15 protein-coding genes are annotated in these 16,051 nt (G+C 72.9%); 7 read left to right on the top strand and 8 right to left on the bottom strand.

The features are described from left to right. Nucleotides 1-102 precede the first annotated feature (102 nt). From ACFO60_RS21745 to ACFO60_RS21735, 3 genes are read left to right on the top strand one after another with little or no spacing between them, the layout of a single operon-like run. Complete coding sequence (locus tag ACFO60_RS21745; protein WP_380842839.1) at nt 103-1,128, top strand: FecCD family ABC transporter permease; 1,026 nt, start codon at nt 103-105, stop codon at nt 1,126-1,128. Nucleotides 1,129-1,130: 2 nt separating this feature from the next. After that, on the top strand, nt 1,131-2,216 hold the full coding sequence (locus ACFO60_RS21740) for a FecCD family ABC transporter permease (protein ID WP_380842837.1): 1,086 nt from the start codon (nt 1,131-1,133) through the stop codon (nt 2,214-2,216). Between the two features lie 4 nt (nt 2,217-2,220). After that, on the top strand, nt 2,221-3,045 hold the full coding sequence (locus ACFO60_RS21735; protein ID WP_380842835.1) for an ABC transporter ATP-binding protein: 825 nt from the start codon (nt 2,221-2,223) through the stop codon (nt 3,043-3,045). 10 nt (nt 3,046-3,055) lie between these two features. Here ACFO60_RS21735 and ACFO60_RS21730 read toward each other — a convergent pair whose 3' ends face one another. Both ACFO60_RS21730 and ACFO60_RS21725 read right to left on the bottom strand, forming a co-directional pair. Further along, on the bottom strand, nt 3,056-4,003 hold the full coding sequence (locus ACFO60_RS21730; protein WP_380842833.1) for a methionyl-tRNA formyltransferase: 948 nt from the start codon (nt 4,001-4,003) through the stop codon (nt 3,056-3,058). A 96-nt stretch (nt 4,004-4,099) separates the two neighbouring features. Beyond that, nucleotides 4,100-5,098, bottom strand: coding sequence for a siderophore-interacting protein (locus ACFO60_RS21725; protein WP_380842831.1), 999 nt, complete (start codon nt 5,096-5,098; stop codon nt 4,100-4,102). Between the two features lie 196 nt (nt 5,099-5,294). On the opposite strand from ACFO60_RS21725, the gene ACFO60_RS21720 reads away from it, so the two are divergent. The 3 genes from ACFO60_RS21720 to ACFO60_RS21710 all read left to right on the top strand — a co-directional run bounded on the left by ACFO60_RS21720 (nt 5,295) and on the right by ACFO60_RS21710 (nt 8,590). Further along, nucleotides 5,295-5,957, top strand: a complete 663-nt coding sequence (locus tag ACFO60_RS21720; protein ID WP_380842829.1) for a TetR/AcrR family transcriptional regulator — start codon at nt 5,295-5,297, stop codon at nt 5,955-5,957. A 333-nt stretch (nt 5,958-6,290) separates the two neighbouring features. Continuing rightward, nucleotides 6,291-8,024 carry an FAD-dependent monooxygenase gene (locus ACFO60_RS21715; protein WP_380842827.1) on the top strand — a complete coding sequence of 578 codons (1,734 nt, stop codon included), beginning with the start codon at nt 6,291-6,293 and terminating at the stop codon, nt 8,022-8,024. A 266-nt stretch (nt 8,025-8,290) separates the two neighbouring features. Beyond that, entirely contained in the window at nt 8,291-8,590 is a 300-nt protein-coding gene (locus ACFO60_RS21710) for a hypothetical protein (RefSeq protein ID WP_380842825.1), read from the top strand. A gap of 97 nt (nt 8,591-8,687) precedes the next feature. Here ACFO60_RS21710 and ACFO60_RS21705 read toward each other — a convergent pair whose 3' ends face one another. The 6 genes from ACFO60_RS21705 to ACFO60_RS21680 form a co-directional block, all read right to left on the bottom strand. Then, a complete protein-coding gene (locus ACFO60_RS21705) occupies nt 8,688-9,167 on the bottom strand; it encodes a DoxX family protein (protein WP_380842823.1) in 480 nt (159 codons plus the stop codon). Between the two features lie 508 nt (nt 9,168-9,675). After that, nucleotides 9,676-10,650 (bottom strand): cellulose binding domain-containing protein, encoded by a 975-nt coding sequence (locus ACFO60_RS21700; protein WP_380842821.1) that lies wholly within the window; start codon nt 10,648-10,650, stop codon nt 9,676-9,678. A 275-nt stretch (nt 10,651-10,925) separates the two neighbouring features. After that, nucleotides 10,926-11,585 carry a M15 family metallopeptidase gene (locus ACFO60_RS21695; protein WP_380842819.1) on the bottom strand — a complete coding sequence of 220 codons (660 nt, stop codon included), beginning with the start codon at nt 11,583-11,585 and terminating at the stop codon, nt 10,926-10,928. Nucleotides 11,586-11,722: 137 nt separating this feature from the next. Beyond that, nucleotides 11,723-12,685, bottom strand: coding sequence for a hypothetical protein (locus ACFO60_RS21690; protein WP_380842817.1), 963 nt, complete (start codon nt 12,683-12,685; stop codon nt 11,723-11,725). Nucleotides 12,686-12,753: 68 nt separating this feature from the next. Further along, a complete protein-coding gene (locus ACFO60_RS21685; protein WP_380842815.1) occupies nt 12,754-14,223 on the bottom strand; it encodes an amidohydrolase in 1,470 nt (489 codons plus the stop codon). Nucleotides 14,224-14,455: 232 nt separating this feature from the next. Continuing rightward, nucleotides 14,456-14,878 carry a MarR family winged helix-turn-helix transcriptional regulator gene (locus ACFO60_RS21680; protein ID WP_380842813.1) on the bottom strand — a complete coding sequence of 141 codons (423 nt, stop codon included), beginning with the start codon at nt 14,876-14,878 and terminating at the stop codon, nt 14,456-14,458. An 88-nt stretch (nt 14,879-14,966) separates the two neighbouring features. Between ACFO60_RS21680 and ACFO60_RS21675 the strand changes: the two genes are divergently transcribed. Beyond that, a complete protein-coding gene (locus ACFO60_RS21675; RefSeq protein ID WP_380842811.1) occupies nt 14,967-15,959 on the top strand; it encodes a quinone oxidoreductase family protein in 993 nt (330 codons plus the stop codon). Nucleotides 15,960-16,051: the final 92 nt, after the last annotated feature.

The raw sequence follows: 16,051 nt of genomic DNA, 5'->3' as shown, positions 1-16,051 counted from the left end.
GTAAGTAGATCGGCGCCAGAGGGAGCCGCCCAACTCTGGGGGCTACAGTTAAGGCGTGCCTTACCTAAGCTGGGAAGGGACTCAAAACGTGGGAACAGTTCGGTGACGCGCGGCGCGGGACTCCGTCCCGTCATCCTCGTGGCGCTGCTCGGCGCCGTCCTCGTCGCGCTGTGCCTGCTGTCGATCACGCTGGGCGCCCGCGCCCTCCCCCTCGACCAGGTCGTCCAGGCGCTGCTCGGACATCCGCCCGACCAGCTCGTCGACAACGTCGTCTGGTCGGTGCGCGTCCCCCGCACCGCGCTGGGCCTGGCCGCGGGCGCGGCCCTCGGGCTGTCCGGCGCGCTCATGCAGGCGCTGACGCGGAACCCGCTCGCCGACCCCGGCCTGCTCGGCATCAGCGCCGGCGCCGCCTTCGCGATCGTGGTGTCGGTCGCGGTGCTCGGCCTGGGGACGCTGTACGGATACATCTGGTTCGCGTTCGCGGGCGCGCTCGCCGCGAGCGTCGTCGTGTACCTGCTCGGCAGGCAGGGACGCTCGGGCCTGACACCGGTCAAACTCGCGCTCTCCGGGGTCGCCGTGAGCGCGCTGCTGTTCTCGCTCACCAACGCCGTCGTCCTGACCGACCCTGAGGCGCTGAACCGCTACCGTTTCTGGTCGGCCGGCTCGCTCGCCGACCAGGACGGCGACACGGTCCTCCGGGTCCTGCCGTTCATCGCCGTCGGCACGGTGCTGGCGCTGGCCTGCGCTCCCGCGCTCAACAGCCTGGCCCTCGGCGACGACGTGGCCGCCTCGCTCGGCCGGCGGCTCGGTATGGTCCGGCTCCAGGGCGCGATCGCCGTCACGCTGCTCACCGGCGCGGCGGTGGCGGTCATCGGCCCTGTGGTCTTCGTCGGGCTCGTGGTGCCGCACGCCGCCCGGATCCTCGCGCAGCACGCCGGGTTCGGCCCCGACCACCGCCTGCTGCTGCCCCTGTCGGCGGTGCTCGCGCCCTGCCTGGTGCTGGCCGCGGACATCATCGGGCGGGTCGCCGCGCGACCCTCCGAGATCCAGGCCGGCGTCCTCATCGCCTTCATCGGCGGCCCGTTCTTCATCGCCCTGGTCCGCCGGCGGCGACTCGCGGAAGTGTGAGCATGGCCTCCCCCTCCCCCGTCCCCCCGGCCGCCGCGCTGCCCGGCACCTCCCGCCGCACGTTCCGGTCGGCCGTGCCGCCCGTCTCCGGGGTGCTGCGCCCTCGCCTGGTCGCCGTGTGCGCGGCGCTCGCCGCCGTCACCTTCCTCGTCTTCTGCTGGGGCGTCTCGATCGGCGACTACCCGATCGGCCTCACCTCGGTCGTCCAGGCGCTCGCCGGGCACGGCGACCCCGGGACGCTGCTGGTCGTCCGCGAACTGCGGCTGCCGCGCGCCCTGGTCGGGCTGCTGGCCGGCGTCGCCTTCGGCGTCTCGGGCTCGATCTTCCAGACCATGACCCGCAACCCGCTGGCCAGTCCGGACATGATCGGGCTCACCCAGGGGGCCGGCACCGCCGTCGTCGCGAGCATCGTGCTCGGATGGGACGGCGGCCTCGGCCCGCAGACGCTCGGGCTGCTCGGCGCGCTGGGCACCGGCCTGCTCGTCTACCTCCTGGCGTGGAGCCGCGGCGCCACCGGCTACCGGATCATCCTGGTCGGCATCGGAGTGTCGTGGATGTGCACCAGCGCCACCGACTACCTGGTCGCCAAGGGCGGCCGGTTCCAGGCGCAGGCCGCGCTCGGCTGGCTGGTCGGCAACCTCAACGGCCGCGACTGGGACCAGGTGGCGCCGCTCGCCCTCGCCATGGCGGTGCTGGTGCCGCTCGCGCTGACGCTGGGCCGCCTGACCCGCACGCTCCAGCTCGGCGACGACGTCGCCGCCGGCCTCGGCACCCCCGTGCAGCAGGTCCGGTTCACGCTGCTGCTCACGGGGGTCGGGCTGGTCGCCTTCGGCACCGCGGCGGCCGGGCCGGTCGCCTTCGTGGCGCTCGCCGCGCCGCAGATCGCGCAGCGGCTCGCCGGCACCTCCTGGCCGCCGCCGGTGGCCTCGGGGCTGGCCGGGGCCCTGGTCGTGCTCTCCTCCGACCTCGCCGCGCGCGAGCTGATCTCCGGCACGGAACTGCCGGTCGGAATCGTCACCGGCGTGCTGGGCGCGCCGATCCTGCTCTGGCTGCTCATCCGCGCCGACCGCGCGGGCTCAGGAGGCTGAACGCATGTCGACCATCCACCCGGACCTGCGGGCGAGCGGCCTGCACCTGGCGTACGACGACCGGCTGGTCGTGGCGGACCTCGACCTGGTCGTCCCGCCGGGCCGCGTCACCGCCATCGTGGGCGCCAACGCCTGCGGCAAGTCGACGCTGCTGCGAGCGCTGGCGCGGCTGCTGACGCCGCGCCAGGGCGCCGTCCGGCTCGACGGCCGCGCGCTGCATTCGATCCCGACCAGGGAACTGGCCCGGCGCCTCGGCATCCTGCCGCAGTCACCGGTCGCACCGGAGGGGCTGACCGTCATCGACCTGGTCACGCGCGGCCGCTCGCCGCACCAGACCTGGTGGCGGCAGTGGTCGGCGGCCGACGAGCAGGCCGTCCACGGCGCGCTGGCCGCCACCGGCATGGCCGACCTCGCCGGCCGCGCGGTCGACGAGCTGTCCGGCGGACAGCGCCAGCGGGCCTGGATCGCCATGGCCGTCGCGCAGGAGACCCCGGTGCTCCTGCTCGACGAGCCGACGACCTTCCTCGACCTGGCGCACCAGATCGACGTCCTCGACCTGATCACCGACCTCAACCGGCGCGAGAACCGCACGATCGTGATGGTCCTGCACGACCTCAACCAGGCGTGCCGGTACGCCGACCACGTCATCGCCATGAAGTCGGGCCGCATCGTCGCCGAGGGCGCGCCCGCCGACGTCATCACGGCCGAGACGGTGCAGGACATCTTCGACCTGCGCTGCCAGGTCACGACGGACCCGGTCAGCGGCACCCCGTTGATCATTCCGATGAGCCGCCACCACGACACCGCGCGCGCGAAGGCGGCTCACTAGCGCGCCGCGTTCAGGGCCGGGCGGTGAGGTAGCCGCCCATGGCGCGGAAGTAGTCGGTGGCCGCGTGCTCGGCGCCGTCGTCGGTGCGCAGCCGGTGCAGGACCAGCCCGGGGCGGCGTCCGCCGCGCGCGTCGGCGCCGCTGACGATGACCACCCCGTCCCCCTCGCGGATGAAGACGCGCCCCGGAGTGCCGCCGTACCGCGCCTGCGACACGGCCGCCGACACGATGCGGATGCGCTCGCCGCGGTGGTAGGTGAACGCGTTGGGATAGGGGTCCGACTGCGCGCGCACCAGCCGCTCCAGGTCCTCGGCCGGCCAGTTCCAGTCGATGCGGCCGTCCTCGATGGACCGCTTGTGGAAGAAGCTGGCCTTGCTGCGGTCCTGGGGCACCCACGTCGCCCGGCCCGCGGCGATGAGGTCGAGGGAGTCGCGCACGATGGGCCCGATCAGGTCGACCGTCTTGTGGAACAGGTCGGTGGCGGTGTCGCGCGGTCCCACCGGAACGGCACGTTGCAGCACGATGTCGCCCGCGTCGAGTTCGGCGTTCATGCGGTGGGCGGTGACGCCGACCTCTTTCTCGCCGTTGATGAGAGCCCAGATCAGCGGCGAGAAGCCCGCGTACGACGGCAGCAGCGAGTCGTGGACGTTCAGCGTGCCGTGCGGGGGGAGGTCGAAGATCTCCGGCGGCAGCCAGGTGCGCCAGTTGTTGGCGACGATGATGTCCGGCGCCGCGTCGCGGAGCGCCAGGAGCAGGTCCTGGTCGTCGGGGCGGTTGCGCAGGAGCACCGGGACGTCGTGCTTGGCGGCGAGTTCCGCGACCGAGTCGTCCCAGATCTTCTCGTACGCGTGCTCGCTCTTGGGGTGGGTGACGGCCAGCGCCACCTCATGGCCCGCGTCCAGCAGGGCTTGCAGCGTGCGATGGCCCCACGTCTGGTAGCCGAACATGACGACCCGCATGAACGATCCTCTCCTCGCAAGTCTTCGTAAGGTTCTTCTCAGCTCCGCCGGCACAGGGAGAACCCCGCCCGGGGGACGGCGCGCGGGCCGGTGGTCTCAGTCGCCGCCGGGGCGGCCGAGGCGCCAGTACCCCATGAAGGCGACGGTCCGGCGGTCGACGCCCAGTTCTCCGACCAGGTGGCGGCGCAGCCGCTTGACCACGCCGGCCTCGCCGGCCAGCCAGGCGTAGAAGCCGCCCTGAGCGGCGGCCCCGGGGTCGGGGATCTCCCAGAGGTCGTCGTCCTCCGGCTCCCCCGCCCTTTCCTGGGCCGTCGTGGACGCGCCCCGCGGACCGCCGGCCGGGCCCGCGACGGCGGGGGGCGGCCCGGCGGCCTGCCTGCCGGCCGGCGCCAGGCGGGCCGCGGCTTCGCGGACGGCGGCGAACAGCCGCTCGCCGTGGTCGCCGGCGCCGTCGCGTGCCAGCCAGGTGACCCGGACGCCGGGCGGGACGAGCAGGACCCGGGTGTCGGCGGGGTCGGGCACCTCGAGGATGATCTCGGCGTACACGTGAGCGGGCAGGGACTCGGCGATGGCGGCGATGGCGGGGACGGCGGTCTCGTCGCCCGCGAGCAGCAGGCGCGTCGCGTCCCGCGGCGGAGCCCATTCGCGACCGCCGGCCGGGCCGCGGTGGCGCACGTCCGGGCCGACGACCACCAGCGGGTCGCCGGGACGGGCCGCCAGCGCCCATCGGGAGGCAGGGCCGGTGGCGCCGTGCAGCACGAAGTCGATGTCGAGTTCGCCGGCGCCGTGGCGCACGGCGCCGGCGGTGTAGGTGCGGATGGGGTTGCGGTCTTCCGGTGGCAGCGTCCGCCACCGCCGGTACCAGTCGTCGCCCTCCCGGAAGTGCGGGTAGCCGCGTTCCGGAAGCGGGAAGACGAGGTTGATCCGCTGGTCGAGCCCGTGATCGGCGAAGAGGGACAGGTCGTCGCCGGTGAAGGTGACGCGCGTGAAGCTCGGGCCGAGCCTGGCCACGCGGGTCACCCGCACGCGGAAGACCCGGTACGCGGGCACTTCCGCGGTCTCGGGACCAGCGGTCTCCTCGGTGCCGACGGACATGGGCTGCCTCCTCCAGATCTCCTTGGATTTAACTTAGCTTTGCCTAACCTAATAACTCAACCCGGCCCCCGCCGCCCGCCCTCCGGCAGGGGGCCTCGCCTTCCCCCGACCTCTGCCGCGATCGCCCGCCACGCCTCCCCAAAAATTGCGCGCCCCGCATCTTTTCTGAATGCGCATTAATTGCTAGGGTGAGGGCGTGGACATCGGACAGGACGGGCGCACGGGGCTGCGAGAGCGCAAGAAGCAGCAGACCCGCATCGCCCTGAGCTGGGCGGCCATACGGCTCACCGTCGAGCGCGGGTGGGATGACGTGCGGGTGGAGGACATCGCCGCCGCGGTCGGGGTCTCCCCGCGCACGTTCAACAACTACTTCTCCAGCAAGGCCGAGGCGATCGCCTCACGGCACCTCGACCGCGCCCGGCTGATCGCGGAGGAGCTCCGCGCCCGGCCGGCGTCCGAGCCACTGTGGGAGGCCGTCGTCAACGCGGTGACGGCCCGCTTCGACATGCGGGAGGACACCGCGCCCAATGACGCCGCCGGCCCGCCGGACGTGTCCCGCGACCAGTGGGCCGCCGGGCTTCGCGTCATGCTCGCCGAACCGGCGCTGCAGGGCGAGTACCTCAGGGCCGGCGCGGCCGCCGAGACCGAGCTGGCGGCCGCGGTCGCCGAGCGCACCGGCACCGACGTCGCCCGAGATCTCTACCCGCGCCTGGTGGCGGCGGCGGTCGGGGCCGCGCTCGCCGTGGTCATGGACCACTGGGTGCGCACCGGCGGCTCGGCCCCGCTGATGCCGCTGCTGCACGACGCCCTGGGGAGGCTCTCGGCGGGCCTGCCCGATCCGAGGACTCCACCGTCCTGATCCGGCCTGCCTGATCCCGTGGCCTGATCCGGCCTGCCTGACCCGGTGGCCTGATCCGGTCTGCCTGATCCGAAGGACTCCACCCGCCCTCACCCCCGCACCGCCGCCCTCTGATCCGACCGGCGCACCGGCCTCACGCCGCCGTCCGCCCCGGCCCGCCGGAAGTGGCCCCGCCCACGGCGGGCGGTGGACCGGCCCGCGCCGGCCGTCCCCAGCCCTTCGACCACTGTCGCCGGCGCCGACCCTGGCCCGCGACCGCTGCCCGCACGCCCATCGAAAGGCCGGTGCCGCCGGCCCATTTCGCCATGCCATCCGAACGCGAGGAGAACCACCATGTCCGAAACCGGATCCGCGGCCGTGTCCGCCGACGTCGTCATCGCCGGAGCCGGGCCCAACGGGCTCATGCTGGCCTGCGAGCTGAGCCTGGCCGGCGTGCGGCCGCTGGTGCTGGAACGGCTCGCGGCCCGCACTCTGGAGAACCGGGCCAACGGCCTGGTCGGCCAGGTCGTGCGGATGCTCGACCGCCGGGGACTGTACGAGCGGCTGGGCGGCCCGCGCCCGCTGCGGCCGCAGCCGTCCTTCGTTTTCGGCGCGCTGCCGCTGGACCTGACCAAGCTGCCCGACCGCGACAATCCGCTGTACATACTCCAGGTGCCGCAGCGCCGCGTCGAGCAGATGCTGGAGGAGCGCGCCGTCGAGCTCGGCGTCGAGATCCGCCGGGGGCACGAGCTGACCACGCTGTCGCAGGACGGTGACGGGGTCACCGCCGAGGTCGCCGGGCCGGACGGCGTCTACCGCCTGACCGCCCGCTATCTGGTCGGGGCGGACGGCGGGCGCAGCGTGACCCGCAAGCTGTCGGGCATCGAGTTCCCGGGGGTGAGCCGGGACGGCCTGATCTCGCGCACAGCGCACGTGAGCGTGCCGGCCGAGATCATCGACCCGGTGACCGGGGGGCTGGACATTCCCGGCTACGGGATCGTCCCGCCCTTCCTGCACCATCGCACCGAACGCGGCCTGTTCGTGTTCGCCCCGTTCCTCACGGGGCCGCTGATCAGCACCATGGAGCTGGAGCAGGAGCCGGGCGAGGCCGCGGCCCTGCCGGCCCTCGCCCTGCCGGAGGTGCGGGAAAGCGCCCGGCGCGTCCTTGGGGCCGAGGTGCCGTTCGGGCCGCCGGAGGGTGAGGGGCCGCACCTGCTGCGGCGGCTGACCGGCGGCAACACGCGTCTGGCCGCCAGGTTCCGCGACCGCCGGGTCCTGCTGGCGGGCGACGCCGCCCACGTGCACAGCGCGATCGGCGGTCCCGGCCTGAACCTCGGCCTGCAGGACACGGTCAACCTGGGATGGAAGCTGGCCGCCGAGATCCACGGCTGGGCCCCGCCGGAGCTGCTGGACAGCTACGAGGCCGAACGGCGGCCGGCGGCCGAGCGGGTGGCCATGCACACCCAGGCGCAGTCCGCGCTGATCGCCCCGGGGAGCGATGTCACGGCGCTGCGCGAGCTGTTCGGCGAGTTGCTCCGCGACCCGCGCAACGCCCGGCACATCGCGGACACGATGGCGGGAGCGGACATCCGCTACGACATGGGAGGCGGCGAGGCCGGGGCGGCGCATCCGCTGACCGGCCGATGGGCTCCGGACCTGACGCTGGACACCGGGAGCGGCCCGGTCAGGCTCGCGGAGCTGACCGCGGGCGCCCGGCCGCTGCTGCTGGACCTCACCGAGGACGGCTCGCCGGGGCGGGAATCGTCCGGCTGGCACGACCGGGTGGACGCCGTCGCCGCGCGCCCTGCCGCCCCGTCCCCGCAGGCCACCGGCGATGACGCGACCGCGTCCGGCCCCACCGCGCCGGACGCGGACCCCCGCGATCCGGGCGCGCCCGTCACAGCGCTGTTGCTGCGCCCGGACTGCTACGTGGCGTGGGCCACCCAGAGCGCCCGTCCGGATGAGCGGGAGCGGCAGGAACTGCGCGCCGCGCTGTCGCGCTGGTTCGGCGCGCCGGTGGAGTCCGGAGGTCTCCGAGGGGACGAGCACAGCCCATTTGGTCAGGTTACGACGCAGACGGGGCTTTAGGGGGGGTGTGCTACTCCTAGCTTAAATTCTCCCGGGTAGAGCGCATCCTGGCAGGTCAAGCGATGGTGAAGCATGATGGGTCGCATGCCCCTCCTGCCAGGGACCTCAGCTCCACGGCCTTCCTCGACCGCTCCGCGTCGGAGCGATGGACGATCGCCGCGGCGCCCGCGGCCGGAGTTCCATCCCCACGGGCCGTGCGCCCCTGCCGACCGGTTCGAAGCACGGCCCTCCGCGCCGGCAGGCGCGTGCCGAGAGAAGAGAAGACCATGCAGATGTACCTTTACGGTTTCGCCCTGAGCAACTCCGAGCTGCTGCTCACCGGCCTCGGCGTCGTCCTCTTCTGTGCGACGATCATCGCCGGCGTCAAGGTCGTGCTGCACGACCCGTCAAGCGACATGCTCCCAGGAGCCCTCTCCTACGAGGAGGACGCGCTGTTCCGGAAGTTCGCCGACGGCGAGATCGACGACGACGAGTACCGTCTCCACCGCGAGGCCCTGCGCGGGTCACCGCCGTCGGCCGCCGCCCGCGGCGCCTCCGCGCGGCTGGAGGACGCCTCCACCCGCTGATCGACGCCGCACCCGCCGTGGACGGCCCACAGCCGGCCCGGCCCGCCGGCGGCACGCGATCGCGTGCCGCCGGCGGGTGCGTCCGTCGCCTGTACCGTCACCTCGTCCGGGGCTGGACCGCCGCGGCGACCCCTCGGACGAATCCCCGCGTGGCCGCGTAGGCGCCCGGCTCGGCGCTGCGGTGGCGTTGGATCACCGTGTCCAGCGCCCACACGCCCGGCCCGAGCATCGCGATGAGCAGGAAGGCCCAGCAGAACATCGCCGCGGCCTCGCCGCCGTTGTTCAAGGGGAGCAGGGCCTGCGGCTGGTGCACCATGAAATACGCGTACGCCATGGAGCCCGACGAGAGCAGGGCGCTGACGCGGGTGAAGAGTCCCACGAGGACGAGCGCCCCGAAGACCAGCTGGATTATCGCGGCCCACCAACCGGGCCAGGTTCCGAACGGGATGGCGTGGCCAGAGCCGCGGTTGCCGCCGAGGACGCCGAACACCGACGCGAGCCCGTGGCACATGAACAGCAAACCCGTCACGGCGCGGAACAGCGAGAGAACCGGTCCTGCGAACCTGTCGACTTTCATGAGTCACCTCTTGGTCTCTGTGACCGCCGCGCGCCGCGCCGGGCATGGGCGTAGAAGGCCATGCGGGAACGCGGCCGGAGCGGCCGGGGTGGGGAGCGGTTCTCGTCGGCTGCCTCGAACGGCCCCGCGTCACGCGCGCACGCGCGCCGGGGTCCGCCCGCCCACGAGAACGGGAGTTCAGGGCGCAGGCGTCGGCCGCCTGCCTTTCCGCTTGTGCTGCGTGCTATCCCGTCCATGGACCTTGAGAACGCTTCGCCCTGCGCCGTCCACGGGTGGACGGCGGCCGGTGAGCGCCCACCCAGAATCCGGTCCGGGGTACCCCTAGTCAACGCTTCGCGCGGCCTCACCGGAGCGGAGGCGGCCGCCCGCCCGCCTCCGCTCCGCCGGTCCCATCCCTGAACTGCCGTTTTCCGATCACTCCGGCGTGACCGTCCTCCGGCCTCCACCCGCGGTCCCGTGAAAGTTTCCCTCTAATATTTCCGCGCGCGTAAATTCGCGCGCGGTTGGATCACGCGAACGTCACCGCGCACGGCACACCGTTGAGGAGGAACCCGGTCGGCCTGTCGTTGGCGCCGCTGTAGGAGGCGTTGAACCCGAACCAGAAACTTCGTCCAGGGTCGACCACCGGCTGCCAGGCCGGGCTCGCGAAGGAGACCCATGGTGGCGCCTGCGTCGCGGTCGCGTTCCAGGCCGAGGTGACCCGCTGGTTCCCCGAGAAGGCGAGCCGCATGGTCCAGTTCCTGATCGGGACCGCGCCCGCGTTGGTGACGCGCAGGCTCGCGGAGAAGCCCGTGCCCCAGTCGACCGCCGAGTAGGTCACCAGGCAGTCCGGTGACGGCGAGGGCGTGGGGGTGGGGGAAGGCGTGGGCGTGGGCGTCGGTGTGGGGAAACGCGTCGGCGTGGGCGAAAGAGTGGGCGTGGGCGAAGGAGTGGGCGTGGGGAAACGCGTCGGCGTGGGCGAAAGAGTGGGCGTGGGCGAAGGAGTGGGCGTGGGGAAACGCGTCGGCGTGGGCGAGAGGGTCGGCGTGGGGCTCGGCGCCGGAAGTCCCTGCTGGGCGCGGGCCGTGTACTGCGGGGAGGGGACGCTCTGGTTGCCCGCCGCGTCCTTGGCGACCACGTAGAAGGTGTAGAGCCTGCCCCCCACCAGGTTCGTCTGGGCGTAGTAGGGCCGGTCGGCGTTGGCGGGGGTCACCGTCACCGTGCCGACGCGGGCGAACGCGTCGCCCTGCAGCATGTAGACGTCGTAGGCGACGACGGCGACGTTGTCGGTGGAGGGCTTCCAGCAGAACGGCACCGCGTTGGTGAAGTCCGCCACGCACTCCCAGAGGCCGGTCGGCTGGGACGGCGGCCGGGTGTCGGGGAAGGTCGGCGAGGGCCTTGGCGAGGGGGGCGGGACGGGAGCCGCCTCGGCGGGCGAGGCCGGCGCGATGAGCAGCGCCGCCGCCACCGCGACCGCCGCCGCCCAGCGTTTGGTCAACCGCATGGGTCACCTTTCTCGATCAGTGGCACGCGAGACGGCGGGACCGGTGCGCGGGACCGCCGACCGGCGGCGGCCGGTGAGAAGGTGTGCGGCCGGGTTCCGGGCGGCGCGATCACGGCCGTGGATCCCCCGCCGTGCGACATGGGGGGCGAGATGCGCCCTGTCGCATCAACGCACCCGCGCCGGAGGGGGTCAACCCCTCGCGCGGGGGCGGCGCGGCGACCGCGCGTTCCGCGAGGACGCCCCGCGCGCGAGGTGAAATTTTCAGCGGCGAGGGCTCAGGCGCCGGCCGCCTCGCCGGGACCGTACCGGGCGGAGGCGGTGCCGGTGAGGAAGGCCCAGTAGCGGTCCCCGTAGGACCAGTGCCACCACTCGGTGGGGTAGTTGACGAACCCCGCCCAGGCGAGGGCGTCCCCCAGGGTGACGCGGTTGTCGCGCGCCCGCGCGGAGATGCCCTCGAAGGCGGTGTAGCACGCCTCGTCGCTCTCCGGTGGGGTCGCGTTGACCTGGGTGCCCATCGGGAGCTCCTCGCCCTGCGCGGTGCACAGAGTGAGATCCACCGCTCCCCCGCTGACGTGCGGCGCGACGTCGGGCGGCGAGACGAACTTGCTGGCCTCCTTGAAGGTGCGCTCGTCGTCCCATTCCGGGTTCGCGGCTCTCAGCCGGACCTGGGAGTCGGAGAAATAGTCCTGCTGCAACGCGTACGGGCGCAGGCCCTCCACGACCAGCAACCGCAGGTCGTGCGGCAGCCGGGTCTGCGCCGCCACGAGCCGGTCTGCCACGCTCTTTCTCACGTGCGCGTACGCGCCTTCGGCGTCGGCGAGGCGGCCGTCGACGCGGATGTCGCTCAAGGTGCGCAGGTCCACCAGCGGCTCGCCGCACTCCTTCACCGGGAGTGCCGCGATTCGCGGGTCGGACAGGTACACGAGTTCCGTCATGGGGAGCCTCCAAGGTCAGCAAGGGCGCTCCACGCGGAAACGCCGCCCTCATGATGGGCGCGCGTGCTTCAAGAACTCTGTAATCCCCGGATCCGACTCTTATAGAAGAGTCTTGTCAAGACCGGGCGACAGGAGTCTCACCGGTACTCCTCCTGCCTGTCCACGATGTCGCGCGCGTCCAGGACGGCGTGGACCTCCACCGTGCCGGGCCAGGCGGAGCCGGACACCCGCCACACCTCCTCACGCCCATGCGGCCGCACCTGCAGGTTCGCGCCGAGGAACATCACGACCCCGGCGGCGGCCAGCGCGCGCAGTTCCACCAGTCGCGCGGCGGGCGGCCCCTCGGCGACGAAACGGGTGAAGCCGTCCAGCCAGGGGTCCGCGTGGCGCGTTCCGGCCAGCGCGTCGCGGGCCTGGCTCAGGGCGCGAGCGAGGGCGAGATCGGCGCCGAAGGACGGATCGGCGCGCCGGGTGAGGTCGGCGTCGAGGTAGCCGCGCGTCCAGCGCTGCAGGCCGGCACGGTCTCCGAACCGGATCCCGCCGAGCGGGCGGTCGAGCCGGTCGAAATCGAGCCGGTCGGCGAAGCGCGGCACGGCGTTCCTGATCAGCGCGCGGGCGGCCTTGCTCCCCCATTCCTCCGCGGCGTAGGCCGGGGCGAACTCCGCCCAGGTCATCCGGGCCCGCTCAGGGTGCGCGGTGAGCAGTTCGCGGTAGTACGCGAAGGCGAGGTCCTTGGCCACCAGCGGCCACACCTCGCGCCGGAAGTGCGCCGGCCCGCGCGGCAGCGCACCGGGCGCGGCGAAGCGAGGCTCGGGCACGGTCGCGCAGTGCGGCCGGTAGGCGATCGCGGCGTGGCAGGGCACGCCGCGGCCCGAGCCCAGGTAGATCAGCGGTTCGGCGCCCGACGGCAGGTAGACCACCTCTCCGCCGCGGTTCTGGGTGAACCGCCCGCCGTATCCCTCGGTGAGCGGCGAGAGGGCCTCGGCGAGCCCTGGCCCCATCCCCCGCACGAGCACGGGAAGGCCGCCGAGCGGTCTCCCCGCCGTCAGATCCGCCGTCAGATCCGGCATCGGCCGGCCGGCCACCGTCACCGCGCTCACGGCCACCTCCAATTTACCTATTAAAAAGGTAGGTAAACTATGGAGTTATGTCAACGCCGTTCGGCCGCTCAGATCCCCCGCCGGTGCGTCCAGCGGCCGCCGAGCAGCGTCCCGAGCACCGCCGGGCGGCGCAGCTCCCGCGGGCCGAGGAGGGACGGGTCCCGTTCCAGGACCATCAGGTCGGCCGGGTCGCCCGCCCTGACACCGGTGCGCCCCCCGGCGGCCGCCGCGAGCGCGTCCCGCAGCGGGATGGCCTGCTCGGGATGCCACGGCGGGCGCTCGTCGTCGGTCCTGGCCACCGCCGAGGCGATGCCGTCCCAGGGGTCGAGCGGCGAGACCGGCGCGTCGGAGCCGAGCTCCAGCCTCGCGCCCGCCGCGAGCAGGCCCGCGTACGCGAACGCCCGTGAGGTGCGGCCCCGCCACTGGTCGTCGGCGACCTCCCGGTCGTCGGGGGCGTGCGCCGGCTGCACCGAGGCGACCAGCCCTGGCCGGGCGAACCTGGGGAAGTCACCCGCCCGGACCAACTGTGCGTGCTCGATGCGCCCCGGGCAGCCGACGAGCTCGAAGGCGTCGAGCGCGATCGAGGCCGCGAGGTCGCCGATGGCGTGCACGGCCGGGTGCAGGCCGTGCCGGGCGGCCAGCGCCATCGTCTCGGCCAGCTCCTCCGGCGACATCTCCAGCCGCCCGTGTCCCGCCGAGCCCGGGTACGGGTCGTCGCAGTAGGCGGTGCGGGTGTTGAGCGAACCGTCCAGGAAGATCTTCACCGGGCCCACCTCCAGCAGCCCGTCCGAACCGGGCACCGGGTCACCGGTGCGCAGGCCGCGGGCGATCGCCTCCTCCAGCCGGTTCCGCGGGATCGAGCAGGCGACGCGCACGGCGACGTCCCGCTCGCCGGCCCTGCGCGTCCAGTCGGTGACGTTGTCGGCGAACTCGAAGTCCCGCAGGCCGACCACGCCGAGCTCCGCGGCCGCGGCGGTGGCCTCGGCCACCCACGCGTCCAGCCGCGCAGTGGGAGGCGCCGGCAGCGCGGCCAGCGCGTCGTAGCACTCGCCGTCACGCAGCACGCCGTTCGGATGGTCCGGCCTGCCGATGAGGGCGAGTGCGGCGGGACCGAGCCAGATCATGTGCAGGTCGTTGCTGATCAGCACGACGGGATGGGTGGCGGGGAGCAGCGATTTGTGCGGCCGGTCGGGCCACAGGGCGTCGCGGAAGCCGAACCCCATGACCGGCTCCGGCGTGCGCGGGCTCTGTGCCACCAGGGCCGCGGCCTCCCGCGCCGAACGCGCGCCGCTCAGGTCGATCCGCCGCCGGGCCTGGGCCCACTGCACGCTGTGCACGTGCGCGTCCCACAGCCCGGGTAAGAGCGTGGCCCCCTGCAGATCCACGACCTCGGCGCCCCGTACCCCGGACGGCTCCGCGCGCACCTCGGCCACCCGTCCCCCGGCGATCAGCACCTGCCGCGGCGCGCCCCCCAGACCGACCCGCGCGTTGGCCAGCACCAGATCCGCCCGCGCCGAAGCCGCAGCACTGAAAGACATGCCGCGAACCCTAACCCGCTTGCGAGAATCATGACTTGTCCGGGACCACGCACCTCTCCGCCCGATCATCCCGAAACCGGGGCCGGTCACGTCAGGGAAGTGGACGTGATCCCGAAGGCCGCCGCCGACATGACCGTGACGGCATCGGATCGGGTCGTCCAGCCTTGACCGCCTCGGGACGTCCGCTGAAGCCGCTGGATCCGCCTCGGTCGGGTGGGGCTGCGGGTGCGTGTCAGCCCAGTGCTTTTCGCAGCAGCGCTGTCAACTGGTCCTGTTCGTCGGGTGAGAGTCGTCCGACCGCCGTGCGGGCGAAGGTGAAGGCTGTCGCGAACCGGTGGTTGGTCTCGTCTCCTCGGGGGGTTCGCGCGACGAGTCGTGCGCGGCGGTCCCGGGGATCCGGTTCGCGGGTCACGAGGCCGAGCGCTTCGAGGCGCGCGACGATCTGGGTGATGTTGGAGGCATCGCAGCCGAGCTCCTCGGCCAGGGCGCCCATGCCGCGTAGCTCATCGAGTCGCCCGAGCACACATGCCTGCGCCGGGCTGAGCGACAGCTCGGCCGCGGCCGCCTCGTAGGCGCGGTCATACACGTCGACCAGGTCGAACAAGACGGCCTCGGCCTCGGATGAGGTGGTCACGGGTCTGTTCGGCAGCGCCATGGCTCCCAGTCTAGAGAGATTGCTTGATTCACTCAAGTAATCATGGTCCAATGTCCTTGAGTCACTCAAGTAAAAACAAGGAGGGCCGATGGACGGCGGAGTTCAGGGCGCAGCGAGCGGCGCGCGCGTGGTGCCGCAGATGAACGCGGTCGTCCTTGACCGGTTCGGCGGAATCGACGAGCTCTCGTCGCGCCGGATACCGCGCCCGGAGGTCGGCGACGACGACGTCCTCATCCGGGTGGAGTACGCGGGGGCCGCGTCCTGGGACGCGGTCGAGCGGGAGGGGCACTACGACGGTGTCTTCGGCATCGCGTCGACCTTCCCCTATGTCCTCGGCTGGGACGCGGCGGGCACGGTGGCCGCGGTCGGGCGCAACGTCACCCGGTTCGAGGTGGGCGAGCGTGTCTACGCTTCGACGATGCCGGCGTCGCGTGGCGGCTTCTACGCCGAGTACGGCGTCGTCGAGGCGGAGTTCGTGGCACGCGTGCCCGACCGGATGCCGACCGAACAGGCCGGCGCGATGGCTTGGGATGCCCTGACCGCGCTGAGCGGCCTCGACCTGCTCGGCCTGCGGCCGGACGAGACGCTCATGGTCTTCGGGGCCAGCGGGGGTGTCGGGCACATGGCCGTGCAGCTGGCGCGGCACAGCGGCATCCGGGTGTTGGCCGTGGCCTCTGGTGACGACGGTGTCGCCCTGACCCGGCGGCTGGGCGCCGACGACGCCATCGACGGTCGCAAAGTCGATGTGCTGGCGGCGGCATCGGAGTTCGCACCAGGCGGGCTCGACGCGGCTCTGGTCACCGCGGGAGGCGAGACCGCCGAACGGTCTCTTCGCGCGGTCAAGGACTCGGGACGGATCGCGTGGCCGAACGGTGTCGTGCCCGATCCCGTTACGTCACCGGCCGCGAAGGTGCTCCACCACGACGGGGATCGCACCGCCACCGATCGGCTGAACGCGATCATCGAGGCGAGCTCCTTCGAGGTCCACATCGCCCGGACCTTCCCGATGGAGCGAGTCGCAGACGCGCATCGCGCCCTGAACGATCACTACGTCGGGAAGCTGGCCCTCAAGGTCGGATAGGAATCAACAAGCGGAATCTTCCATCTCGGCGAGCCTCGGCACGTCGGCGTTGACGGAGCGGTCGTTGAGGCGCGGGTTCCACGCATTCCAGC

This window comes from Sphaerisporangium dianthi (assembly GCF_042654065.1).
Taxonomy (GTDB): Bacteria; Actinomycetota; Actinomycetes; order Streptosporangiales; family Streptosporangiaceae; genus Sphaerisporangium; species Sphaerisporangium dianthi.
This window is presented reverse-complemented; position numbering and strand designations above follow the sequence as displayed.

What these genes read in the sequence shown, in the direction of transcription:
- ACFO60_RS21740 (WP_380842837.1), top strand. Translation starts at nt 1,131, where the DNA reads ATGGCCTCCCCCTCCCCCGTCCCCCCGGCCGCCGCGCTGCCCGGCACC.
- ACFO60_RS21735 (WP_380842835.1), top strand. Translation starts at nt 2,221, where the DNA reads ATGTCGACCATCCACCCGGACCTGCGGGCGAGCGGCCTGCACCTGGCG.
- ACFO60_RS21730 (WP_380842833.1), bottom strand. Translation starts at nt 4,003, where the DNA reads ATGCGGGTCGTCATGTTCGGCTACCAGACGTGGGGCCATCGCACGCTG.
- ACFO60_RS21725 (WP_380842831.1), bottom strand. Translation starts at nt 5,098, where the DNA reads ATGTCCGTCGGCACCGAGGAGACCGCTGGTCCCGAGACCGCGGAAGTG.
- ACFO60_RS21715 (WP_380842827.1), top strand. Translation starts at nt 6,291, where the DNA reads ATGTCCGAAACCGGATCCGCGGCCGTGTCCGCCGACGTCGTCATCGCC.
- ACFO60_RS21710 (WP_380842825.1), top strand. Translation starts at nt 8,291, where the DNA reads ATGCAGATGTACCTTTACGGTTTCGCCCTGAGCAACTCCGAGCTGCTG.
- ACFO60_RS21705 (WP_380842823.1), bottom strand. Translation starts at nt 9,167, where the DNA reads ATGAAAGTCGACAGGTTCGCAGGACCGGTTCTCTCGCTGTTCCGCGCC.
- ACFO60_RS21700 (WP_380842821.1), bottom strand. Translation starts at nt 10,650, where the DNA reads ATGCGGTTGACCAAACGCTGGGCGGCGGCGGTCGCGGTGGCGGCGGCG.
- ACFO60_RS21695 (WP_380842819.1), bottom strand. Translation starts at nt 11,585, where the DNA reads ATGACGGAACTCGTGTACCTGTCCGACCCGCGAATCGCGGCACTCCCG.
- ACFO60_RS21685 (WP_380842815.1), bottom strand. Translation starts at nt 14,223, where the DNA reads ATGTCTTTCAGTGCTGCGGCTTCGGCGCGGGCGGATCTGGTGCTGGCC.
- ACFO60_RS21680 (WP_380842813.1), bottom strand. Translation starts at nt 14,878, where the DNA reads ATGGCGCTGCCGAACAGACCCGTGACCACCTCATCCGAGGCCGAGGCC.
- ACFO60_RS21675 (WP_380842811.1), top strand. Translation starts at nt 14,967, where the DNA reads ATGGACGGCGGAGTTCAGGGCGCAGCGAGCGGCGCGCGCGTGGTGCCG.